This window comes from Methanobacteriaceae archaeon (assembly GCA_030656015.1).
Lineage (GTDB): Archaea > Methanobacteriota > Methanobacteria > Methanobacteriales > Methanobacteriaceae > UBA349.
On sequence record JAUSNX010000014.1, the window covers coordinates 350,796 to 375,423 of the forward strand.

25 protein-coding genes are annotated in these 24,628 nt (G+C 35.8%); 13 read left to right on the forward strand and 12 right to left on the reverse strand.

What is annotated here, in order from left to right:
- Positions 1-2 precede the first annotated feature (2 nt).
- The 6 genes from surE to Q7I96_11530 all read left to right on the forward strand — a co-directional run bounded on the left by surE (position 3) and on the right by Q7I96_11530 (position 3,715).
- Positions 3-779 carry a 5'/3'-nucleotidase SurE gene (gene surE / locus Q7I96_11505; GenBank protein ID MDO9628227.1) on the forward strand — a complete coding sequence of 259 codons (777 nt, stop codon included), beginning with the start codon at positions 3-5 and terminating at the stop codon, positions 777-779.
- A gap of 540 nt (positions 780-1,319) precedes the next feature.
- Positions 1,320-1,652: a hypothetical protein gene (locus tag Q7I96_11510; GenBank protein ID MDO9628228.1), complete on the forward strand. Its 333-nt coding sequence runs from the start codon at positions 1,320-1,322 to the stop codon at positions 1,650-1,652.
- A 2-nt stretch (positions 1,653-1,654) separates the two neighbouring features.
- The gene (locus tag Q7I96_11515; protein ID MDO9628229.1) at positions 1,655-2,494 is read left to right on the forward strand and encodes a cytochrome b/b6 domain-containing protein; all 840 of its coding nucleotides are present in this window, start codon (positions 1,655-1,657) and stop codon (positions 2,492-2,494) included.
- 127 nt (positions 2,495-2,621) lie between these two features.
- A complete protein-coding gene (locus Q7I96_11520; protein ID MDO9628230.1) occupies positions 2,622-2,903 on the forward strand; it encodes a winged helix-turn-helix domain-containing protein in 282 nt (93 codons plus the stop codon).
- 13 nt (positions 2,904-2,916) lie between these two features.
- Entirely contained in the window at positions 2,917-3,267 is a 351-nt protein-coding gene (locus Q7I96_11525; GenBank protein ID MDO9628231.1) for a hypothetical protein, read from the forward strand.
- Between the two features lie 241 nt (positions 3,268-3,508).
- A complete protein-coding gene (locus Q7I96_11530; protein ID MDO9628232.1) occupies positions 3,509-3,715 on the forward strand; it encodes a YnfA family protein in 207 nt (68 codons plus the stop codon).
- 144 nt (positions 3,716-3,859) lie between these two features.
- Here the strand turns inward: Q7I96_11530 and Q7I96_11535 are convergent, their stop codons facing one another.
- On the reverse strand, positions 3,860-4,006 hold the full coding sequence (locus Q7I96_11535; protein ID MDO9628233.1) for a hypothetical protein: 147 nt from the start codon (positions 4,004-4,006) through the stop codon (positions 3,860-3,862).
- Positions 4,007-4,293: 287 nt separating this feature from the next.
- Between Q7I96_11535 and Q7I96_11540 the strand changes: the two genes are divergently transcribed.
- A complete protein-coding gene (locus tag Q7I96_11540) occupies positions 4,294-4,503 on the forward strand; it encodes an LSM domain protein (GenBank protein ID MDO9628234.1) in 210 nt (69 codons plus the stop codon).
- Positions 4,504-4,673: 170 nt separating this feature from the next.
- Here the strand turns inward: Q7I96_11540 and Q7I96_11545 are convergent, their stop codons facing one another.
- From Q7I96_11545 to Q7I96_11560, 4 genes are all read right to left on the reverse strand, one after another.
- Positions 4,674-5,702: a methanogenesis marker 12 protein gene (locus Q7I96_11545; GenBank protein ID MDO9628235.1), complete on the reverse strand. Its 1,029-nt coding sequence runs from the start codon at positions 5,700-5,702 to the stop codon at positions 4,674-4,676.
- Between the two features lie 10 nt (positions 5,703-5,712).
- Positions 5,713-6,699, reverse strand: a complete 987-nt coding sequence (gene ilvC, locus Q7I96_11550) for a ketol-acid reductoisomerase (GenBank protein ID MDO9628236.1) — start codon at positions 6,697-6,699, stop codon at positions 5,713-5,715.
- A gap of 261 nt (positions 6,700-6,960) precedes the next feature.
- Positions 6,961-7,479 carry an acetolactate synthase small subunit gene (gene ilvN / locus Q7I96_11555; GenBank protein MDO9628237.1) on the reverse strand — a complete coding sequence of 173 codons (519 nt, stop codon included), beginning with the start codon at positions 7,477-7,479 and terminating at the stop codon, positions 6,961-6,963.
- 1 nt (position 7,480) lies between these two features.
- Positions 7,481-9,226: an acetolactate synthase large subunit gene (locus Q7I96_11560; protein MDO9628238.1), complete on the reverse strand. Its 1,746-nt coding sequence runs from the start codon at positions 9,224-9,226 to the stop codon at positions 7,481-7,483.
- Between the two features lie 370 nt (positions 9,227-9,596).
- Between Q7I96_11560 and purD the strand changes: the two genes are divergently transcribed.
- From purD to Q7I96_11575, 3 genes are all read left to right on the forward strand, one after another.
- Positions 9,597-10,907 (forward strand): phosphoribosylamine--glycine ligase, encoded by a 1,311-nt coding sequence (gene purD / locus Q7I96_11565; GenBank protein ID MDO9628239.1) that lies wholly within the window; start codon positions 9,597-9,599, stop codon positions 10,905-10,907.
- A 241-nt stretch (positions 10,908-11,148) separates the two neighbouring features.
- Positions 11,149-12,054, forward strand: a complete 906-nt coding sequence (argF, locus tag Q7I96_11570) for an ornithine carbamoyltransferase (protein MDO9628240.1) — start codon at positions 11,149-11,151, stop codon at positions 12,052-12,054.
- A 94-nt stretch (positions 12,055-12,148) separates the two neighbouring features.
- Positions 12,149-13,051, forward strand: a complete 903-nt coding sequence (locus Q7I96_11575; protein MDO9628241.1) for a hypothetical protein — start codon at positions 12,149-12,151, stop codon at positions 13,049-13,051.
- A gap of 24 nt (positions 13,052-13,075) precedes the next feature.
- Here the strand turns inward: Q7I96_11575 and argS are convergent, their stop codons facing one another.
- From argS to ilvD, 3 genes are all read right to left on the reverse strand, one after another.
- The gene (gene argS / locus Q7I96_11580) at positions 13,076-14,788 is read right to left on the reverse strand and encodes an arginine--tRNA ligase (protein MDO9628242.1); all 1,713 of its coding nucleotides are present in this window, start codon (positions 14,786-14,788) and stop codon (positions 13,076-13,078) included.
- Positions 14,789-15,053: 265 nt separating this feature from the next.
- Positions 15,054-15,488 carry a signal peptidase I gene (locus Q7I96_11585; protein MDO9628243.1) on the reverse strand — a complete coding sequence of 145 codons (435 nt, stop codon included), beginning with the start codon at positions 15,486-15,488 and terminating at the stop codon, positions 15,054-15,056.
- 198 nt (positions 15,489-15,686) lie between these two features.
- On the reverse strand, positions 15,687-17,342 hold the full coding sequence (gene ilvD / locus Q7I96_11590; GenBank protein MDO9628244.1) for a dihydroxy-acid dehydratase: 1,656 nt from the start codon (positions 17,340-17,342) through the stop codon (positions 15,687-15,689).
- 148 nt (positions 17,343-17,490) lie between these two features.
- Between ilvD and Q7I96_11595 the strand changes: the two genes are divergently transcribed.
- Complete coding sequence (locus Q7I96_11595; GenBank protein ID MDO9628245.1) at positions 17,491-18,732, forward strand: MgtC/SapB family protein; 1,242 nt, start codon at positions 17,491-17,493, stop codon at positions 18,730-18,732.
- A 98-nt stretch (positions 18,733-18,830) separates the two neighbouring features.
- Here the strand turns inward: Q7I96_11595 and Q7I96_11600 are convergent, their stop codons facing one another.
- The 4 genes from Q7I96_11600 to Q7I96_11615 form a co-directional block, all read right to left on the reverse strand.
- Positions 18,831-19,157, reverse strand: coding sequence for a cupin domain-containing protein (locus Q7I96_11600; protein MDO9628246.1), 327 nt, complete (start codon positions 19,155-19,157; stop codon positions 18,831-18,833).
- Positions 19,158-19,225: 68 nt separating this feature from the next.
- A complete protein-coding gene (locus tag Q7I96_11605) occupies positions 19,226-19,564 on the reverse strand; it encodes a cupin domain-containing protein (protein ID MDO9628247.1) in 339 nt (112 codons plus the stop codon).
- 71 nt (positions 19,565-19,635) lie between these two features.
- On the reverse strand, positions 19,636-20,925 hold the full coding sequence (gene hcp, locus Q7I96_11610; GenBank protein MDO9628248.1) for a hydroxylamine reductase: 1,290 nt from the start codon (positions 20,923-20,925) through the stop codon (positions 19,636-19,638).
- 150 nt (positions 20,926-21,075) lie between these two features.
- Positions 21,076-21,231: a rubredoxin gene (locus Q7I96_11615; protein ID MDO9628249.1), complete on the reverse strand. Its 156-nt coding sequence runs from the start codon at positions 21,229-21,231 to the stop codon at positions 21,076-21,078.
- A gap of 289 nt (positions 21,232-21,520) precedes the next feature.
- On the opposite strand from Q7I96_11615, the gene Q7I96_11620 reads away from it, so the two are divergent.
- Both Q7I96_11620 and Q7I96_11625 read left to right on the forward strand, forming a co-directional pair.
- Positions 21,521-22,339, forward strand: a complete 819-nt coding sequence (locus Q7I96_11620) for a helix-turn-helix domain-containing protein (protein ID MDO9628250.1) — start codon at positions 21,521-21,523, stop codon at positions 22,337-22,339.
- Between the two features lie 237 nt (positions 22,340-22,576).
- Positions 22,577-24,406 carry a threonine--tRNA ligase gene (locus Q7I96_11625; GenBank protein ID MDO9628251.1) on the forward strand — a complete coding sequence of 610 codons (1,830 nt, stop codon included), beginning with the start codon at positions 22,577-22,579 and terminating at the stop codon, positions 24,404-24,406.
- Positions 24,407-24,628: the final 222 nt, after the last annotated feature.

Consider the following 24,628-nt stretch of genomic DNA (forward strand, 5'->3'; position numbering starts at 1 on the left):
ATATGAGAATACTGATAACCAATGACGACGGAGTTAACTCTTCAGGGATTATTGCAACTAAAGATGCCATGGACGGATTGGGAGATATTTCGGTGGTGGCACCGGCCACTCAACAGAGTGGAATAGGCCATGCATTAACTCTTTTTGAACCGGTAAGAGTCACAGCTTCTAATTTAAATGATGGAACTGAGGCCTTCGCGGTTTCAGGTACTCCTACTGATGCAGTTATTTTAGGAATTTTTGAAATATCCAAAGAGAAACCGGATCTGGTAATTTCTGGAATAAATATTGGTGAAAATCTTGGAAAGTCTGAATTAACCACCTCTGGAACTATTGGTGCGGCCATGGAGGCTGCTACTTATGGAATACCTGCCATAGCCGTTTCCATACAAGTTAATCAGGGTGATATTAAGTTCCATGATGGGCATGTGGATGTGGACTTTGACGCAGCAAAGCGAATAACCCGAAAAGTGGCCCAAAATATTCTGGAAAAAGGCTTGCCGGAAGGTGTGGATTTAATAAATCTTAATATTCCTTCTCATCCAGAAAACGATGAAATTTTAATTACTCGTTTGGGTGAGCGGATGTACAACGTCCATATTCAAAAAAGATTGGATCCTAGAGGAAGGCCCTATTACTGGTTGGATGGAGATCCTGTAGAAGATGATAGGCCCGGAACAGATGTCCACACACTAAAAATGGAAAAAAAGGCCACATTAACTCCCATATCTCTTGATTGTACTTCTGATTTGAGTTTAATGGAAGAATGGTTTAAGTGATTTAAATCAAAGTGATGTTTTTGAGTATCTGTGTAGCTATGTCCCCTATGTTACCCTCTCAATAGAAACTCAAACTAATCATGATTTATAATTTTATTATTTCTCTTCTTTAAAATACAAAATCATAAAGATGCCCTTAATTTAATGAAATGTTATTTTAATTTCCTCGTAGTTTTCATCAATAACTGTACGCAATTTTTAGCTTTAAAGTATTTAATAAAACTGAATTAATTGTAAATATGGGATTGAAATTAAAAAACTCTAAAAACTTTCGAATTTCGAGTAAAAATCCTAAAAATCATCATAAAAACTAGTTAATTTTCTATTTAAATAATCATAGCTATTTTTTATATAAAAAAATCATTTGAAAACCTTTATTTCTAAAAATAAGTTAATTTGGTTATAAATTGGCACAAATTTGGGTGTAATTCTGGAAAAATTACTTTTAAGTAAACAGAGTTATACTCAATCAGACTTTTATAAAAACATAAAAATTCGATTAATCAAGAAAAGTTAAAAATTAGGAATAGGAGGACAAAAATGGTTTATGATATATTGATACCATCTGTCCCGTTTTTAGGAGCTTACATAGCTACATTCGTTCTTTACAAGAAGGGTCTTATAAAAAAAGCTTTACACGTTAATTTATGGAACTTTATACTACTGTTATCATTCATCGTATCTGGCGGGGCGGGATTCTTACTAATGGTTCTGATGGAACTGGGAATAGTATCCACCGTGAACCTGGGCCTTTTATATTGGCATATTGAATTTGGAATAACTCTAACTTTGGTAACTATTTTCCACTTACACACATACTGGAAAAGTACCAGAAAAATATTATTTGGGTCTAAAAAGAATAAGGGGGCGTAATATTGAATAAGGAACGCTTAATTGAAAAAATGAAAGATATAATGATTAAAGCCCGCTCTTTTTATAAGAATCTCTCTCCTAAACAGTCTAAGGCAGTGAATATTCTGGCCACAGCACCCCTCATCGCGGCCAGTATTGATGGTGCCTGTGCTGGAGGGTGCCCCTATGGCCTATCATATGATCCATATCCTGGACAATGTGGTAGGTATATGGATTCTAATGGGACGGGAGCTTGTGACTTGGCATCAGCTGATGTAGCAACGCAACAAACTACTAGCAGTAGTGATACCAGCAGCCAGGATTCATCATCTCAGTCATCAAGTTCATCTAACGACAATGGAAATTCTGGTGGTGTTAGTTCTGATGATACCAGTACCGATAATGCTTCTAATGCCTCTACAGTACCTGATTCTACTTCAACAGGCATTGACGGTTCTTCTACTACGGATGGAACTAATTTTCGTATTCTTCCAGCGACTCTGATAATACTGGGGGCGTACTTGTTAACTTATTATCTATTTAAAAAAGGAATATTGAAGGCCAGAGTTCATAAAAGAATTTGGAATGGGTTATTAACCTTTGGATTTTTGGGAATGGGAATAACTGGACTTATACTAACTGTAATTATTAACCTGGGAATATCAACTGTTTATAATTCTGGGATGACTTATTGGCATGCTGAACTAGGACTATTGATGGTTTTAGCAGCTTTAGTACATTTCCATATTTATCAAAGGCCGTTTAAAAGAATGTTCAAGGTTTTATTTGATTCAAATTCTTCAAAAAAGGATAAGAATGTGATAAAAACTCCTGGAACTTCAAATGATAGAATCATGGATTAAAACTAAAATTTATCTAAATTTTATTTTAATCATTCAACCTTTTCGGAAACTTTATCTTTAATTCCTGCAAATTATTAGTTAGAACTTTTTAGGGACTTTTTATCCCAATAACTATTCTGTGATGTTCATGAAAAAAATACTCTGGTGGCTTATTGCTGGTACTAAAGGAGGCATAAATAGGGCCCGAATAATTAATGAATTAAATGAAAGGCCATATAATGCTCACCAGATATCAGAAAAACTAGAACTAGATTATAAAACTGTTAGACATCACATAAAAATCCTTGAAGAGAATAAAATCATTACTTCAACTGGGGAAAAATATGGAACCATGTATTTTTTATCATCTCAACTTGAAGATAACTATAAATTATTTGAAGAAATCTGGAAAAAAATGGGAGAAAATTAGGAACGGTGATTAAATGTTAGTGGAAGGGCCCGAGCCGTTATTTGAAGGAGGTCATTTTGAGAAAGAATTCCCCGTAGATGATCCTGGATTGGCCATGCTGGCTGTTTTAGTGGGAGCAATTAACATAGCAGTTTTATTGTTAATGCTTTATGTTTACTTGAAAAGCTACTTGAGATTAAAATCACAATTTACATTGGGACTTTTAGTGTTTGTAATGCTGTTAATCCTCCAAAATACAATATTTATAACATTTTTGCTTATAAGAGAAGGATTCAGAGGACCAGGAATGGGAGTACCTGTTTTAACGATTAATTTAACTCAGCTAGGAGCATTAATTGTTCTTTTAAAAATAACTTGGGATTGAGGCACTAAATTAAAATATATAATAAAAATTCCATTTTATTTTTCTTATTTTTTTAAATATAATCTGTTTTATGGAACTGATTGAAAATTTATTTAATATTTGAATCAATATATTTCATGGAAATATTTAAATCCCTTTTTTTCTTTGTCTTAGCGGGTTTATGTGAATCGGTGGAGGATAATTAATCTGGCTCTGGCTTAGAGAAGGAAAAGGCCCTGAATTAGCAGTATTAGGTGCCATAATTCTTGTTATGTATGGAATAATTCCCACACTACAACCAGCAAGCTTTGAAAGATTTTATGCTGCCTATGGTGGAATATTCATTGTAATGGCTCTTTTATGGGCCTGGCAAGTTGATAAATTTATTCCAGATAAATTTGATATTATTGGAGCTTCTCTGGCATTGATTGGGGGTTTTATAATAATGTACTGGCCCAGAGCTTCTTAATATAATTTAAAATAATTAAAAATCTAATCCATAAAAATAATATTAGTTATAAATCAATATATTTTTTTTAAATTTAAAAATAATTTATTTAATAAAATTTTGATGAAATTAATTATTGCTAACTAAAAAAGCTATTTTAAGAATTTATTTAATATTTAACTCTTTTAATAAACGATCTCTTTCTTTTCGGAGTTCTTCTAAAAGTTCCTCATTGCAGCAGTTTTCTTTTTCCAGATGGGCTAATGTTACTGTTATGGCCTCGAGGTTTGTTTCTAATTGGTTTACGGGCATTTTCTTACTTCCTGGGATTTTATTTAATAATATTTTAGAATATTAATTAGCTCAATATTTGTTTATTTAAATATATTAACCGTTTCTATTTTTTTTATTACAAAATAAAATTTAAGTCCCTATTGGAATTATTTATATTATTCTGATTTTTCTATTTAATCACTTATTATCTCACATTTCTTATTTCAAGTTCTAGAAGAATTAATATAGGATGAGAATGTTATAAAAAATATTAGATATTGTTAGAAACACAATTATTTAAGATAATTATATTATGAGTTGATAGAATGGCACAGGAAGATTACGATTTTCAAGTTAATAAACAATTTTTAAGATTTAAAGACAAAGAAGTGGTTGTAAGTTTAAAAAACCGGGAAGAAGATGAAGGAAAAGTTGTGACTCTTGATAATTATCTTAACACCGTTCTAATAACTGAAAATGGCTTAAAATTTATTAAAGGCGGTAAAATTGCTTTTATGGCCATAAAAGATAGTTAAAATTAATATTATTTCAGAATATTGCACTGATTTTTTAAATTTATTTCTAAAAATATAGGTATTTATAAATTTTTTTATTCTGTTATTTTGAATTTTAAAAAATAAAATTTTAATTTAATGTAGATGGATTGAATCTGCATTAAATTAATAGACTCAAATATTTAATGTGATTAAATAGAGTCGTCTACTTTGATGCCTAAAATATTTCTTTTACCTTTATAAATGTCTCTGGCAATCTGAGCACTTCCCATAGAACCTGATGTTGGCGATATCCTTATTAATGGAACTACTCCTTCTAAATACTCTTTTAAAAGACCATAAAAGTTAATAGGTTCTTCCATGGCACCTATAGACCCGGTCAGAACTATTCCATCTACTTTATTAGCAATACCTATTAAACCCCATATTTCCATGGCAATAGTCATCATCATGGTATCTAATGCCAGAATAGCTTGATCGTCACCATTTTGAGCTAATAAAATCAGTTCATCCTTGGCCCGGGATACTTTAGTATCTATATCCGCGATTTTCACAGCACCAGCATGAGAGAAACATTCATTAGCAGTTTTTTTGCCTTCATCAATGTTTCTCAACATTTCTAAATCAAGAGGGCCGTGAATTACGCCCAAAGCACCTAAACAAGCATCAATAGCCCCTACTATTTTACCATTCTGCACCAGCATGCTTACTGAGTTAGAGCTGATATCAGACACAACCATATTTTCCCACCCGGTTTCCAGATAAGCATTGTAGGTTATAGAAACTTTTTCAGCACTGGCATGGTGAGAATAAGCTGCTGCAAATCTCCGATCAATACACGGAGTTTTATTATGTAAACCCGGAATAAGTAATGTGGGAATACCAGATTTCTCTATTTCCTCATAAACGGCGGTTCCACCACCAGTTACTTTTCCTGCACCATTTATAGATAAAATTCCCTTATCTTTAACTTTTTTCAGAGGTTTTATACTACTAAGTCCATCGCCCATGGCGTAGGTAATGGCCATTAGTTCAATAGAATTTAGATCCACTCTTTTTACCAGTTCCTCTACAGCAGAAACCTGGCCCTGGGAAAGATCTTCTCTGCTGATTTTAAAGTGTTCAACAGAGTTTTTTCCTTCTTTTTCTTCTTTCGATGATGAAGAAAGGATGGTAAATGAGACACCAGTGGTGCCGTGGTCCATGCCCACGAATACCAAGGATATCACCTTATTTCTGTAATCCACAGAGTTTTCGGAGTTTAGAACCTACTTCTTCGATTTGCAGTTCGTCTTCCATGTCCCGCATTCGCTTGAGCATAGGCCCACCAGCTTGATTTTCTAAGGCCCATTCTTTGGCGAATTTTCCTTCTTGAATCTCTTTAAGGATTTCAGCCATTTCTTTTTGAGCATCTGGATTAATTACTCGGGATCTTCTGGTTAACCCTCCAAACTCGGCAGTGTTACTTACATCATGCCACATTCCGGCGAACCCTTTTTCGTAGATTAAATCCACAATAAGTTTTAATTCGTGACAAGTTTCAAAGTAGGCCACTTCTGGCTGGTATCCACCATCTACCAGAGTTTTAAAACCGGCTTTAATAAGTTCAGTTACTCCTCCACAGAGAACAGCTTGTTCTCCAAAGAGGTCAGTTTCGGTTTCTTCTTTAAAGGTGGTTTCTAGTATTCCAGCTCGGGCTAAACCGCATCCTTTACCCATAGCTAATGCTTGTTGTTTAGCATCTCCAGTAGCATCAATTTCCACAGCAACTAATCCAGGAATCCCAAATCCTTCCAGGTAAGTACGGCGAACCATAGCTCCAGGCCCTTTAGGGGCACTCATGGTTACATTTACACCTTCAGGGACGTTGATGTATCCATAGTGGATGTTGTATCCATGTGAGAAAGATACAGTGTTACCTTCTTCTAGATATGGCTTAATGGATTTATCATAAACTGATCCTTGGATTTCATCAGGAATAAGTATGTGAATGATGTCCGCAGCTTTGGCAGCATCTTCTACACTCATTACATCCATTCCATCTGCAACAGCAGTTTTCCATGAAGTTCCTCCTTCTCTTAGACCAACTACGACTTTTAATCCACTGTCGGCCATATTTCGAGATTGAGCCATTCCTTGACTTCCATATCCTATAACTGCGATAGTTTTATCTGCGAGGACTCCAGTGTCCACGTCTTTTTCGTAATACATTTTCATTTGCCATCCTCCTAAGTATCTGGAATAAAATTCACATGCATGCCCAAAACTTCTGATTTATTCAGTAGAATTTGCATAATCATGATTTGATAATTAATGTGTTTCTAACTATGGTTTAATTAACATATAAATTAGGGGTCTTTTTATAATTTATTTTAAAGTTTTTTATTCACTTATTCTTACTGATGTATGGAACTTGAATAAATTAAAAAATTAAAAATAAAAGTAATTTTTTTTAAACTGGAATTAAGTAAAATTGCATTAAATAGTCTTTCCACCACGTGACATGGCAGTAGGACCAGTTCGGGCCAATTCTTTAATTCCAAATCCTTTTAAAAGGTCTGTTAAGGCATCAATTTTGTCAGAATCTCCGGTGATTTCAATGGTCAGAGCTTCGCTGCTAACATCTATGATACGTCCTCGGAATATGTTAGCATACTGAATGATTTCTGATCTAACCTTTTCTGTGGGGGCATGAACCTTTATAAGACACAATTCTCTTTTAACAGTACTTTCCACTTTTAAATCCCGGACTTTAATAACATCCAGCAATTTATTCAATTGCTTGGTTATTTGTTCCAGTACTCGCTGATCTCCATGGGCAATGATGGTCATACGAGCCAACCCTGGAATTTCAGATTCTCCTACAGTAATGCTTTCAATGTTGAATCCTCGGCGGGTGAATAAACCGGCTACTCTTTGCAAGACACCGGGTTTGTGTTCTACCAGAGCACTGATAATATGATTCTTTTCAGTGGACTTCTCAATTTTAGTTGGCATTTTAATCCCCACCCTTTTGAGCTTTTCCTGGTGTTTTATAGTGTATTTCACCTGGAATTTCTCTTTCTACTTTATATTCTCCTACAATTTCTGTGAGGCCACATCCTGGCGGTACCATAGGTAGAATTTCATCAGGGTCGATGATTATATCTAGTAAAGTTGGTTCTCCAGATTTTAAAGCATCTTTCATAGCTTGCTGCGTTTCTCCAACCTTTTCAACACGTTCTGCCCTAACACCAAATGATTCGGCTAATTTAACGAAGTCTGGAACTTCTCCCAGATGAGTATGGGACATACGTTCATCATAGAATAGTTTTTGCCATTGTGCTACCATTCCCAGGTACCTATTATCTAAAACACAGACTACTACAGGTATGTCGTACTCTTTAACAGTAGCCAAGTCCTGGCAAACCATTAAAAATCCACCGTCACCACAAACTGCCACTACGTCATTTTCTGGCATGGCTACCTTAGCACCCATAGCTGCCGGGAAACCGAATCCCATGGTTCCCAGTCCTCCTGATGAGATGAATGTTCGGGGTTTTGTAGTGTTAAAGAAATGGGCCATCCACATCTGGTTTTGTCCCACATCGGTGGTCATGATGGTATCTTCATCCAGGGCCTGGGCCAGTTCTTTCATAACTTGTTGAGGCTTTAATGGATGATCATTTTCAAAGGAAATTCGAGGTATGCAATTTTTATTGAATTTTTTAACGTGCTCTATCCATTTTAGAGAATCCAACCCTGCTGTATCCTTTTTCAGCATTTTTATCATGGATTGAAGAACTACCTTAGCATCTCCGACAATAGGAACATCTACTTCTACATTCTTCCCAATTTCTGCTGGATCCACATCTATGTGTATAATTGTGGCATTAGGGGCAAACTCATCAATTTTTCCAGTGGTTCGGTCTGAAAACCGACATCCTATAGCAATGAGACAGTCAGACTCATCTACGCTAATGTTAGCAACTTTACGACCATGCATACCAAGCATCCCCATGGAAGCTGGATGGTCTTCTGGGAAAGAACTTTTACCTAGTAAACTGGTGGTAACTGGGGCATTTATTATTTCGGCTAATTGTTTTAACTCAGATGATGCTCCAGCAGATATAACTCCACCACCGGCCAGAATTACTGGTTTTTTTGATTTAATAATGGTTTGAGCAGCTCTTTTAATTTGCAGGCCGTGGCCTTTTTTAGTAGGTTTATAACCTGGGATGTCTAGTAATTCATTCCTGTATTCTTCAAGTACTTGTTCTTGAATGTCTTTGGGAAGATCAATTACTATAGGTCCTGGACGGCCACTAAGGGCTATTTCAAAACTGGAGTTAACAATAGCAGGTATTTCATTCGCATCTGTAACTTGGAAGTTGTGTTTAGTAATAGGCATGGTTATACCTATCATATCAACTTCTTGAAAGGCATCATTACCAATTAAGTGCGTTGGTACCTGTCCCGCAATAGACAACACTGGGGAAGAATCCATGTATGCTGTTGCAATTCCAGTTACCAGGTTAGTTGCACCTGGGCCTGAAGTGGCAATGCACACTCCTACTTTTCCTGAAGCACGGGCATATCCGTCTGCTGCATGTGCAGCGCACTGCTCGTGTCTTACCAGGATGTGCTTTAAGTCAGAATCGTATATCATGTCGTATAGGGGAAGTAATTGTCCTCCGGGATATCCGAAGACAGTATCTGCTCCCTGGTCTATCAGCGACTTAATTAGGGCTTGGCCACCTTTCATAAAAAACACCTTGTTTACTTACTGAACCTGTAAACCTCATAAAACACATTATATGAGATTTCAGGCTCTTTCATTATTTTATGTCATGATTTGTTTTCATCATTATTATTTTACATATTTAACCTATAACTCATATTGAATATTCTATTATATAATATTGGTATTTATCTTATAATTGAAATAAAAAAATAGACAAATTAATTTAGTGAAATATAAAAACAACAAATACAATCATCAATACACTAACCAATAATAAAAGCGAGTATAATAATTTTATAATAATTTCAAATTAATAATATCAGTCTAATTAATCTATTGGGATGATTAAAAGAGTTTATTGATTATTTTACATATTTTGGAGGATTTTTAAATGAAAATTTTAGTTGTAGGAAATGGGGCAAGGGAACACGCTATTTGTGAAGCTTTAAAAGGAGAAGCAGAACTTTATTCTATAATGAGCAACCAGAACCCTGGAATAGCGCGAATATCTGATTTCAAAGTGGCCAGCGAAGGAGATCTGGAAACAGTCAAAAAATTTGCTTTAGACAAGAAAGTGGACATGGCTTTTATTGGTCCGGAATCACCACTGGAGAAAGGAATAGTGGATGTACTGGAAGAAGAAGGTATAAGTTGTGTAGGGCCAAATAAAAGTGCTGCTAGGATAGAAACTGATAAATCATTTATGCGAAATCTTTTTGAAAAATATAAAATTGATGGGTCTCTGGTCTACCGGGTTTTTGACAATTATAAAGACATTAGTGACTTCTTGAATGAATTTGATAAAGATGTAGTCATAAAGCCAGTGGGACTCACAGGGGGTAAGGGAGTAAAAATTGTAGGAGATCATCTGGAAGATAACAATGATGCTAAGGAATATGCTCGTCACATAATGGAAACTAAAATGGGAGGCCATCCTCGAGTAGTAATAGAAGAAAAACTGGTGGGGGAAGAATTTACAGTACAAGCCTTCTCTGACGGGGATCACTTGGCCCCCATGCCTGCGGCTCAGGACCATCCTTATGCTTTTGAAGGAGATGAAGGCCCTATTACTGGTGGAATGGGTTCTTATTCTGATAAAAATGGATTACTTCCTTTCATGGATCAAAAAAATTATGATGATGCTGTAAAAATAATGCAAGATACTATCAATGCCATAAAAAAGGAAGCTGGGCCTTATAAAGGAGTTCTCTATGGCCAATTCATGCTATGTGAAGAAGGCCCCAGATTGGTGGAATATAATGCTCGATTCGGAGATCCAGAGGCCATGAATGTCCTTCCTCTTTTAAAATCAAGTATGGTTGATATCTGCCAGAGTATTGTGGATGGAAATCTTAAAAAGGCTGAATTTGAGAACAAGGCCACAGTTTGTAAGTATATTGTCCCGGATGGTTATCCGGAAACTAAATTCGCTAATCAAGCTATTATGGTTGATGAGAAGTCTATATCTGATTTAGGAGGTAGGGTTTACTACGCAGCAGTTAATCAGAAGGAAGATGTAGTATATACCTCAGCATCTAGGGCCCTGGGATTGGTAGCTACTGGGGAAAGCATTGAGGAAGCTGAGATGATATGTGAAGAGGCCACTCAGTTTGTCAAGGGAGATTTATATCACCGTAAAGATGTGGGAACCAAAGAACTTATTCAAAAGAGAATTGACCACATGAAGAAAATAAGGGGATAATAAAAACACACTATTACTCATTTTTTTCTAATTTTTTGAAATTAAGAATAATATGAAACTAATTTTAAATATTTTTGAGAAACATTTAAGAATTATCCCTGCAAATTTTATATTTCATATTTATATATTTCATAATGAATTACCTAAGAAATTTAAATAGATTTTTAAGCTTGATAATACATATTATATTCTCTATTAAGAATTATGACATATCTTTACATTTATTTGGAGATGAATTACAATGAAACATCTTTTATCAGTTTGTGATGCTCAAGACCAGGTTGTTCAATTATTGGATTTGGCTGCGTGGTTTAAAAAAGGTAAATCTGATGATAAACCTCTTAAAGATAAAACCCTAGCTATGATATTCCAAAAATCATCCACCAGAACACGAGTATCTTTTGAAGTGGGAATGGCCCAATTAGGAGGTCATGCTTTATATTTATCTACTAATGACCTTCAAATAGGGCGTGGGGAGCCTATATCTGATACTGCTAGGGCTATGAGTCGCTATGTGGACGGAATAATGATCAGGGCACTTAAACACGAAGATGTAGTGGAATTATCAGAGAATGCATCGGTTCCAGTAATAAACGGTTTGACTGATTTAGAACATCCTTGCCAGGTTTTGGCAGATATGCAGACTATAAAAGAACACAGGGGTAGTTTTGAAGGAAAATTAGTTTTTGTAGGGGATGGAAACAATGTCTGCAATTCTTTACTTCTGATTTCTGCTATTTTAGGACTAAACATGACGGTGGCCTGTCCTGAAGGATATGAACCAGATGCAGAAATATTTGAAAAAGCACAGGGGCTGGCTAAAGAATCTGGGGCTGTTTTAGAGATCATTTATGATATTAAAAAAGCAGTAAAGAATGCGGATATTCTTTATACTGATGTGTGGGTCAGTATGGGTGATGAAAAAGAACAAGAACAAAGGATTAATGATTTTATGCCATTCCAGGTTAATGAAGAATTAATGAGCCGGGCCAATGAAGGTGCTATATTTATGCATTGTTTACCGGCCATTCGGGGTCAGGAAACCACGGCAGGGGTTATTGACGGGCCTCAATCTGTGGTATGGGACCAGGCCGAGAACAGGCTCCATGCTCAGAAGGCCGTTATGTACAGTTTGATGAAAGATTAAATTTTAATTTTTCTTTTTATTTTATACATTATTTTCATCATTTAATAATAAATTATATTAATTTGAATATTTAATTTATTAGTAGGTGAAAATGATGGTAGAAATTGGAATTCCAATATATTTAGACACTAATACTTTAATAGATCTTTTAGCATCTATTGAAGATGGTTTTACAGCCGTAGAAACAAGATCAACTAGTAACACTACCTCTACAACTACAAAAATTGAAGGAAAGGCAGGTTTTGGTATAAAAGACATGTTAAGCTTTTTTAAAATAGATTTAGGTGTTTCAGGAAATAGTGCCTCTGAGGGTGGAATCCAAAACACTAGTTCTGGTGAAAGATACCATACCTATGGCTCTTTGATGAATCGTCTTCTAAATAATCTTCGGAATGACGGTACAATAAAAAAAATTAATGATGAAAGTTCTTGGGATAATGTGGTGGAATCTGATTTTGTGGAAATACAAGGAAAATTTATTCCAAACCCATTCACTAATTCTTTAAAAACAATTTCAGGCCTTTTAAATATGATATTAAAAATTAGTAACCTAGATTCACCAAAAGCAGAATCTGCTGTGTTAGAAGATCCTTTAGACAACCCTCAACTTCACATGATGGGTACAATGAAAGATATGATTCAAGAACTAGTGGATGATTTAGAGGGTAATGACTTTCAGAAATATGTAATTGAATTAAAAGGGTTATCTGATTATAAAGTTGTTAGTTATCTTTTTGATGAGTATATTAGAGATCGAGCTGGTGCAGAACTACCTTTTGGTGAATTCAAAATGGTTGGTAAAATAGTTAGAAAAATATCTGATGGAGAATCCATAGATCTTCTTCAAGGTTCTATTTTAGGATCCAATGAACAAATAATTGAAGGCTTCATAGAACCATTAAGTGGACTTAATAATGAAGGATTTAAGCTCCCTGAAATTTTTACTAAAGTTGAGTATCCTGCTATGCAAATAATTCCTGTTGCAGTGTTTATATAAATTTTTTATTTTTTTTAAACACAGTTACATGCTCTCTGGAGCACTGACTCCCAACAATTCCAGACAGTTATGAATAGTGGTCTTACTACGATCTACCAGGATCAAACGGGCCTTTTCATAATCAGATCCAATCACAGGAGTGGCCTTGTAGAATTTATTAAATGCACTGGCCAGGTCCTGGGCATACTGGGCCAGATTATGTACTCTTCTAATTCGGGCCGACTCCTCCACCATATTAGGGAACTTGGAAAGAGTACGAATTAAGTCGATTTCTACATCATTCAGTACCCATTTTTCTTCTAATTCAAGTTCTTTCAGTTGACCATCAATTAATAAACCTGATTTTTCTAGTAATTTACCTGCCCGAGCATGGGCGTACTGAATAGAAGCACAACCCCTCTCAAAGCTCAAAGCTTCATCCCACTTAAATACAATGTGCTTTTCTGGGGATAAACGAGCAATGTAATATCTTATGGCCCCAATACCAATTTCTCTGGCGATTTTCTGAGATTCTTCTTCAGATAAATCAGATCTTCGGGATTTAATTTCCTTCATGGCCCTATCAATGGCTTCATCCATTAAATCATCTACAGAAATAAATACTCCTCTTCGAGTGGACATGGAACCTTCAGGAAGGGTTATGAATTCATAAAAAATCACTTCTGGAGATTTTCCACCTAAAAGTCCCATGGCAATTCTTATCTGGTCAATGGCCAGTTTATGGTCTGACCCTAAAATATCCAGTACCACATCTCCCTTTTCAGATTTTTCAAGGTGATAGGCCAAGTCTCTGGTGGAATAAAGGGATGTTCCATCTGACCTGGTAAGTATTAGTTCTTTTTCAATCCCGAATTCTTCTAAATCTAGGTAGAGAACTTCATTGGTTTTGGTGCGGCCACTTTCTTTAAGCCGTTCCACCACATCCCACACGGCATTGTTTCTCACGAATTTCCCTTCCCATAAAAAATCGTCGTGGTGTACATGCAGCCGGGTCATGGTGATTTCCATACCTTGTAGACAGCTATCTACGGCAAGTTTAAATGTGGCATTAAGTTCTTTGTCTTTCCCGGACTCATAACGCCTAATCAGTTCATTAATTTCTTCTCTTAATTCCGGTTCTTCTTTTAATTTTTCATTGACTTGGAAGTAGAGTTTACCAATTTGGTGATCCTTTTTTTCACCTTCTCCATATTCTTCCAGCTTTTTCCCAAGATTTAAGATTCCCCACACTACCATGGCAATTTGCCGGCCCATGTCATTGACATAGTACTGGGTTTCCACCTCATAACCGGCGGATTTTAAAACTCTGGCCAAAGAATCACCAATAATAGCATTTCTAATGTGGCCAATGTGCAAAGGCCCATTAGGATTGGCGGATGTATGTTCCAGAACCACTTTTTCGGATAATGATGGTAACTGGCCATAATTTTTATCAATTCCTTTTAAAACTATTTTAGAAAAGTCCTGATAATTAACATAGAAATTTATGTAAGGGCCTTTGGATTCTACTTTGAGGAATGTTTCTGGAGTTTCCAGGACATTTAATAGCTTTTCAGTTATTTCCATAGGGGATTTTTTCAGTTCCTTGGCCAGCTGGAAGGAAATTGTAGTGGCCAAATCACCCATTTTGGGATTGGGAGGTATTTCCAGTTTTATTTCATCAGGAATTGGATAATCAAGCTTATTTAAAGCTGTTTTTAATGAATTTAATGCTTCTTCTTCAATTAATGTAAACATGAATACACCTGTTAAGTTTATAATAATATGGATTAATTAGAATAAATCAATTGATTATAAGTTGAAATTTGTTTTTAATTAATAAATCATTTCTATGATTTAATTTCTTTTATTAATAAAATTAACATTTAATTTAATTTCTAATTATATAAAAAATAATTAACTGATTATTAATTATGAATATCAAAATATTTTTAATTATTTAAAGTAATATAAAAAATAAATAAAAATTGATTAAGGAATTATCCTTAATTCTTTAACTTAATTATAATCCCCGAATCCATAGAGTTATATACCCAATTCTAGGAATAAAAAGCGGTTGAGTTCCTATAGTTATTACTCTAGCTGTTATTTGCGAGGGATAAACTACTGCGGGATCAGGCACGGGATTATTATCTCCTTTGATAATGTAATATTTTGTACCGTTTTTAGCGGTTCCAGTGGCAACAACCCTGTGAATGACGGGATCAGGGAACCAATTGGCATTGTAAATTACAATATCTCCTTTTTTAACATCTTCCGGGTTAAACTCATGGATTCCCAAAAAATTTGCTTTTTCTACTAGAACTATGTCGCCTCTGTAAAAAACAGGTTCCATACTTCCAGATACCACAACATTCATATGCTGGGCTGCTATTACTCCAATGATAATAATTGCGATATAAATTGCAATTTCTTTGATTTGATTATTATCATCCATTCAAACACCTAATTTCCCTGTGATTTATTTAAATTTTACTTATTAATTTCTAAATTGGGTTAAAAATATTATTCAATAATATTTTATCAAATTACTTTATTCAAATGAATATTCTTTATTTTTATCATTTGAATTCAAATTGTTATTATACTTATGCCCAATTTAATTTGCCATATTTTTTTAGACTTTTAGTCAATATTACCTTAAAATTCCACCTTTATCCGCGGAACTGGCCAGTTTTTGATATCTGGCGAGCCATCCTTTAAGTTTACGCTCAGGTTTAACTGTAGAAGCAATTCTTTCTTGAATTTCTTTATCAGAAAGTTCTACTTCTAGAATTCGCTGAGGAATGTCGATTTTTATAATGTCTCCGTCATGAATGGCGGCTATGGGTCCATCTGACATGGCTTCGGGAGATACATGGCCAATGCACGGACCTCTAGTTCCTCCAGAGAACCTTCCATCTGTTATAAGGGCCACAGATTTTATTCCCATCCCCACAATGGCGGATGTTGGATTTAACATTTCTCTCATACCTGGACCGCCTTTAGGGCCTTCATATCGAATGACAATAATGTCTCCTTCTTTTATCTGATGGTTAAATATGGCCTCTACACTCTCATCTTCGCTGTTAAATACTCTAGCAGGTCCAGTATGGGCCATCATATTCTCATCAACGGCACCTTGCTTGATAACTGAACCATTAGGTGCAAGATTGCCCTTAAGAACAGCTATTCCTCCTTCACTATGCACTGGATTTTCAAGAGACCGGATAACTGTTTCATCACGCACTTCCACCCCTTTCAGATTTTCTTCTATAGAAAGGCCGGTGCATGTTGGATTTTGAGTGTTTATCTTACTTGCCAGAGTTTTTAAAACAGCTGGAATTCCTCCGGCCCGGTCCAGGTCCAGCATCATGTGTTCTCCTGCAGGGGATATGGATGCAATGTGAGGAATTTCCTTACTCATTTTATCAAAAAGCTCCAGATCAACTTTAACTCCTTTATCTTCCAGTTCGCTAGCAATGGCTGGAATGTGTAGGGTAGTATTACTGGAACCACCTAATGCTAAATCAACGGCTACTGATGTTCTAAATGCGTCTTGAGTCATTATTTGAGAAGGTAATAGTTGTTCTTTAACCATTTCTACTATGCGGGCACCAGATAATCGTGCAATACGCATTTTTTTAGAATCAACAGCATGAGCTGTAGCGCATCCGGGTAAACTCATACCTAGAGCTTCAGTGAGACAGGCCATGGTGTTGGCAGTGAATAAACCAGCACAGGATCCTGCTCCAGGACAGGCGCATCTTTCTAACTCACCCAGTTCTTCTTCAGTCATTTTACCAGAAGTGACAGCCCCTACTCCTTCATAGACATTTATGAGGTCTACAGATTTGCCTTGGAATTTTCCAGGCATCATAGGTCCTCCAGTAACTACAATACAAGGTATATCTAGCCTTGCAGCGGCCATGAGCATACCAGGAACTACTTTATCGCAAGTAGGCATTAAAACCAGCCCATCTAAGCTGTGGGCTTGAGCCATGCTCTCCACAGTATCTGCGATTATTTCCCTTGATGCCAGTGAGTAACGCATTCCGTCATGATTCATGGCAATTCCATCACAAATGGCCATGGTATTAAATTCAAATGGTACTCCGCCAGCTTGACCTATTCCAACTTTAACAGTATCTGCTAACTCTCTTAGGTGAATATGGCCAGGTACTATGTCGGTGTAGCTATTGGCGATACCTATAAATGGTTTTTCAAAGTCATCATCAGTCACGCCGCAGGCCCGGAGTAGAGACCGGTGAGGGGCTCTTTGTATGCCTTTTTTTATGTTATCACTTCTCATGAAACCACCATAATTTTTATTTTTTTAATTAATTTCTTTGATTTAATAGTTATTTGAAATGTAAAAAATTAGATTAGTAAAATATATTTAGATTTAGTAAAATTTTAATGTGAATATTATTTTATGTTTGAAACTTATATAATTAAACATGGATACTTTACTGATTCTGAAGTTTATTATTGCCCTGGCCATTGGTGCACTGGTTGGTATAGAAAGGGAACGAAAAAGTAAGGAAACCGAATTTGCAGGAATAAGAACTTTCATCTTTATAGCCCTTTTAGGTATATTATCGGCCTATCTATCGGAGATATTTACTTATTTCTATTTAATAGCATTCGCAGGACTTTCATTTTTGGTAGGACTTAGTTACTGGGTCAGCACTCAAGATAATGGGGATTTAGGTCTTACTACAGAAGTAACTGCTCTTTTAACCTTTTCTCTGGGATTAATGTGCTACTGGGATGATGGATACAAGCTGGCACCTATTCTAGCCATTATAATAACTACTTTACTGGCTTTAAAACCAGGTTTACACAAAATAGCTCAAAAAATCAGCCAAAAAGAGATGACAGATACCTTAAAATTCTTGATTATTGCCTTTGTTATTTTGCCTCTTTTACCTAACCAGACCATGGGGCCCTGGGAGGTGTTTAATCCTTATCAGATATGGCTCATGGTAGTCTTTATTTCGGGAATAAGTTATGCTGGTTATATTTTGATGAAAATTGTAGGTCCTGAACGCGGTCTGGGCTTGACTGGAGTTGTGGGAGGATTAGTTTCTAGTACTGCAGTTGTCACTGCTATGGCGGCTAGAGTAAAGGAATCAGATGCTCTAATGAAAGCAGCTGTTTTTGCTGCGGTGGTGGCCAGTTCCATGATGTTTTTAAGGATATTTTTCGAGGTTCTGGTTATAAATCCTTCTCTGGCACCGCTTTTAGCAGCGCCTATGGTAGTAATGGGAGTTTTAGGAATTTTATTGGGAATTGCAGTATGGAAAAGCTCAGCGATTAAAGAGATGGATTCAGAGATTACGCTAAAAAATCCATTTTCCCTAAAACCGGCCCTGATTTTCGGAGCATTATTCATATTGATTTTGTTTATAAGTAAATTGGCCAACATTTATTTAGGGAGCAGAGGAGTTTATTTAGCAAGTATAATTTCCGGGGTGGCTGATGTGGATGCCATTACTATAAGCATGGCCCTTCTGGCTCAGGATAATGTTTTATCTTCTACTACGGCGGTCACGGCTATAACTTTGGCCAGTATATCCAATACCCTAGTTAAGTTTGGTATTGCTCTATTTTTAGGAACTAGAAATTTCGGGAAAAACTTAGGAGTTTTATTTGCTATTATTATTTTGGCAGGCCTTCTAGCAGTATTTTTCATTTAAATTTACAAAAAAAGATTAAAATCAGTTTAGTTAAGATTTAAAATTAGAATTATTTTTATAAGTTATTTTTTTCTGGCTTAGAATTAAAGAAAGAAATATTATTGGGATTTTATCATAGTTAAAATCATTTTATACTTCTCTACAGCATGCAGAGCATGGGGAACATTGGCGGGCATTATAATCATTTCCCCTTTTTTGACAGTATTTTCTTCTCCCCCAATGGTTATCAGTGCCGTTCCATCAACTATCTGCACCATAGCATCAAAAGGAGCACTGTGTTCACTTAGGCCTTCTCCCTTATCAAAGGCAAATATAGTCACGGTGCCCGTCTCTTTTCTCACTATTTCTTTACTCACTACCGATCCTTCTTGATAGTCTATTAAATCATCTATGGCCAGTGGTATTGATTTTAGGTCTTCCTGCATTTAATCACCATTTAGATATAACATTAAATCATAATATTTTTTATAATAGATAAAGACATTTTTTTATTTTAAATAATTCGGGTATCTTTAGTAGGCCGAGGAACTTTTATAACCAGGAAATGAAGATCCTGATGGCTCTCATTATACCAGCAATGCACTATATTGGCGGGGCTTTCAATTAAAGAATCTTTTTCTACTTCTTCTTTTTCTTCCCCAATTTCCACGACACCTGTGCCTCCTAAAACATAAAAAAACACATCAACTGGTGTTATATGTCTTTTAAGAGATTCACCAGGTTTTAAAGTTATATGAACTGCTACTGCATTTTCAGTATCATATAATTTACGCACATCTACTTTATGTGGAGTTTTAGAGATATTTACTTCATTAACCTTAGTAATTTTCATTTACGGTCTCCTTAAAAATAAAAAAATAAGGCCCTAAAATACATGGGGAGGACCTTATAATTGGGAATTAATTAAAGTCCCATAATTTTTTTAATATCTTCTTCTGCATCACCGATTGGTTTAAGGTCATAGTTTTCTACTAAGACATTCAGGATATCATCATTGGCCCAGCCTGGTAAAATTGGTCCAATGTACATTCCTTTAAGATCTAGGGCCAGTAAACTCCAGAGGATAGCGGCTGCTTTTTGTTCCATCCAGCTTAGGACAATGGTTAATGGTAGTTCATTCAGTCCTACGCCGAATAATTCGGTTAAAGCTACAGCAACATCCACGGCAACAATAGCATCATTACATTGCCCTATGTCTATTAGTCTTGGTACGCCTTCAATATCTCCTAGATCCATAGCATTGAATCGGTATTTACCACAAGCTAAGGTTAAAACCACTGTAGTGTCTGGTAAATTTTTCACAAATTCAGTATAGTACTTGGCCTGGATTAATGGAGAGTCACATCCACCTACTAATATGAATTGTTTGATTTTTCCAGCTTCTACAAGTTCTTTAATTTTAGGAGCTAGTGAGAGGATAGTTGAAGCTCCGAATCCAGTGGTTAAAGTGGTTTCTTTTACTTCTTCTTCTAGATCACCTAATTCTAAGGCCTTTTCAATTGCGGGAGTGAAGTCGTAATCTTCAATGTGTTGTACTCCTGGAAGTTCGGCTACACCCACAGTGTACATTCTTTCTTTGTATTCGTCTTTTGGAATTAGAACACAGTTAGAAGTTCCTACAATGGCTACTGGGTATTTGGAGAAGGTATCTCTTTGATCAAACCATGGGCCTCCTAATTGTCCCACCAAATGCTTGTATTTTTTAAGACCAGGGTATCCATGAGCAGGGAGCAATTCTGAGTGAGTGTAAACATTGATTCCTTTCCCTTCGGTTTGTTTTAAGAGTTCTTCTAAAGCTTTTAAGCTGTGTCCGGTGGCTACAATTCCAGGGCCTTTCACTGCACCAACAGGTACTTCCGTAGGCACAGGTTCACCATAATTGTCTATATGGGCCTTTTTTAGAAGTTGCATGGTTTTAATATTCATATTACCTGCTTCTAAAGCTAGTTCTACAAATTTACCTGCATCAAAGTTTACATTGGTCAAGGTAGAGTAAAATCCTCTTTCTAGAAATGCATCAACTTCATCATCTGTGTAACCTAATTCCCGAGCATGATAAAGGTAAGCACTTATTCCTTTAATGGCAAACAGTAGGTTGTCCTGTAATCTGGCCACGGTTGGTTCTTTTCCACATACTCCCCTAATAGTACACCCAGTTCCCTTTGCAGTTTGGGAGCACTGGTAACAAAACATATCTAATGAATCTTTTTTCTCCACTTTATCTCCTCCTTCGACGGTAAGATTTTGATTTTTATTAATTCCACGAATTGAATCTATAAATCCCATTTTATCTCCTCTATAATGTCTTAATTTTGACGTCTTAATTTTGACATGGTAGTTGGATTATATGGCCTCGAACTGTTCTTTCCCCACAAAACACAGAGGGCAGACCCAGTCATCAGGAAGGTCTTCAAAAGAGGTTCCAGGCTCTATACCATTTTCAGGGTCTCCATTTTTGGGATCGTATATATATGCGCAAATTATACATCTGTAATTCATTTTTTAATCTCCAGATTTTTTCCCTATATTAAAACCTATCAGTAAAGTATAAATAGTTTTTGTCACTAAGGGAGTATAAAATGAAACAAATTTATTTCATTATTTTCAATAAAATTTCCTAAAAATATTAATTGAATCGTATAATTTTAATCATAAGAGAAAATTATCATTATAATAAATTATAAAATATTTTATTTTCATTTAATTTGAAAATAACATAATTACTATCATAATCGGATATATGGGATTAATTTTAAATTAATTCAGCTTTAATTAGGAGCTAATAAGGATGCCTATCGACCAAAAAACATGGAATTCATTGAAAACAATGGGATTAACTGATTATGAGGCCACTACTTATCTGGCTTTGACCTCCATGATATCAGGCACAGCCACTGAAATTAGTATGGCCTCCAAAGTCCCTAGATCTCGGGTATATGACATACTGAAGAATATGGCCCGTAAAGGATTTGTGGAAATTGAAAGAGGCAGACCATTAAAATATACAGTGGTTTCCCCCGCTGAAGTTTTTTATAGGAATAAGCAGAAATTACTGGAGGATCTGGAAGAAGCTGAATTGGATCTCACCAGTACATATGAAAGCCAAATTTCCAAATTACCAGCACCCATATGGCTTATTCACGGTCCTGAAAAAATTATTCGCAAAGAAATGGAAATTATAACTCGGGCCAAGGAAAGCATTAATATACGGGCCGGGTTCATGTTCAAAGAAGAGGCAGAGAATCTTAAAGAAAAAATTAATCAGGCCGCACGCAGGGGAGTAAAAACTAAAATAATGGCCGCCCCCTTTACTGTTATTGATGATAAAAAAATCCATCTATCCAAGGAATTGAAGGGAATAAAGGCTGAAGTTAGAATTTACCAGATACCCTTTGTTAAAATGATTGTGAGGGACGGTAAAGAAATGATGCTCATATTTTCCAAATTTTCAGGAGAAGAGAAGAAGGCCGTGGCCCAAAGTGCCATCGGTGTCTGGAATCAGTATCCGGAAATCGCTCAAAACTATGCCAATGTATTTGAGAATATGTGGGAAGGGGATATGCCTAAAAGACCCGAAAAATCTAAAAAAAATAGTGTTAAAGATTAATTTGATGTATATCTTTTAATCTTCAGGCCACATCTCTTAATTAATTAATTAATAAAAATAAACAAATATTTCACTATTAATAGAATTATAAAAATAATATAATGAATAATGGAAAATCGTTTCTTGAGGATAATCTTATATAATAATATTGCAGATTTTATTTATAGATAATTATATAATATTTTTATATTAATTCTAGAAGAAATTATACTCCTTTTCATAGGAGAAGGTGATTAAATGCGCGTACTTTTAATTCATTCTGATTATTTAAAGTATCAAACCAAGTCTAAAACGAAAATAGCTGAAAAAATAGACGATGAAAAGAAAAAAGGATCATTTGAAAATTCTCTGGTAGCTTTCACTGCTGTAGAAAAAGAAGATGAATCAGATATTAATGGTGTAGTAGAAAACGCTGTAAAAGAAATAGCGGATGTTTTCTCTAAAGTAGGGGCTGAAAATGTGGTAGTTTACCCCTATGCTCACCTAAGTTCTTCATTAAGTTCTCCTGATGCAGCTAAAAAGATTTTGATTGAAATAGAATCTGAACTGGCAGAACTGGATATAAAAGTGGCCAGAGTTCCCTTTGGATGGTACAAATCCTTTGAAGTATCCTGCAAAGGACACCCATTATCTGAACTTTCCCGTACCATAACTTCTCAAAAAACCGAGGAAAAAGAGAAGGAAAAAGGAGAAGAATCCAAATGGTATATCCTGGATAAAGGCCATCTTATTGCTCCGGAAGAATTCGACTTCCACAACAAGGACCTGGAGCAACTGACCAAATACGAACTAGGAAAATCAGAATCATCTGGTGAAGAACCACCTCACGTTAAATTAATGAAAGAAAAGGGTTTAGCAGATTACGAACCTTCTGCTGATGTAGGACACCTTAGATGGTATCCTAAAGGCCGATTAATAAGAGATCTGCTGGCAGATTATGTTTATTTGCTTGTAACCAAAGAGGGAGCCATGCCCGTGGAAACTCCAATCATGTATGATCTGGCTGATGATGCTATTCGAGTACATGCCGAGAAATTTGGAGAAAGGCAGTACCGACTGGGCCATAAGAAAAAAGAACTTATGCTCAGATACGCCTGCTGTTTCGGTGCTTTTAGAGTATTATCTGATTCTTTCCTGACCTGGAAGAACTTACCTGCCCGAATTTATGAACTTTCTACTTACAGTTTCCGCATGGAGAAAAAAGGGGAAGTCGTGGGACTCAAAAGGCTGCGTGGATTCACTATGCCGGATTTACATACGGTGTGCCGGGATTTAGGCCAATCACTGGTGGAATTCGACCGACAGATAGGTATCTGTATGCAAACTGGGGAAGACTTCAATGTTAATTACGAAGTTATATTCCGGGCCACTCAGGACTTTTATGATGAGCACAAAGATTGGATGCATGCTTCTGCTCAAAAAATTGGAAAACCAGTGCTTCTAGAAATTTTACCAGAGAGAAAAAACTACTGGATTTCTAAAATGGACTTTGCTGCTATTGATTATCTGGGAAGGCCTATAGAGAATCCAACTGTACAGATTGATGTTGAAAGTGGAGAAAGATTTGATATAACCTTCTTAGAAGAGAATGAGCAAGAAGATTACCCAATAATCCTTCATTGTAGTCCTACTGGAAGTATAGAACGTGTAATTTGCAGTTTACTGGAAAAAACAGCCGTTGAAATGGATGAAAAGCCTCCAATGTTACCCGTTTGGCTTTCCCCTACTCAGGTGAGAATACTGCCTATTGCAGAGCGACATATGGATTATGCTCTAGAACTAGCTCGAGAATTAAAGGATCAAAATGTTCGGGTAGATGTGGATGACCGACCTGAAAGGGTAGGTAAGAAAATCAGAAATGCTGCCACTGATTGGGTGCCTTATGTGACTGTTATTGGTGATAATGAACTGGAAAGTGAAGAATTAACCATTAACATTCGTGAAACCCAGGAAAAACAGGCTATGACTAGAGAAGATCTGGTAAAATTAGTTAAAGAAGAAACTAATGAAATGCCATTTAGGGCTCTGCCCCTGCCTTTAATGTTGTCTGAGAGAATAAATTTCTAAATAATTTTAAATCAGATTCACTTTATCTGATTTACATCCTTTATTCAATTTTTTTTATTTTATAATGAGGCTGACTCATAATTTTTTTTGGTTGAGTAGATGTTTGTTTTTATGTTGGTGTTGTTTTGTGTGGTTTTTTTTGGTTGAATATTCTTTTTATGTTGTGTGATATGCATATTAGGTTGTTTTCTGTGATTGTTTGTTTTATTCCGCGCGTGTAGT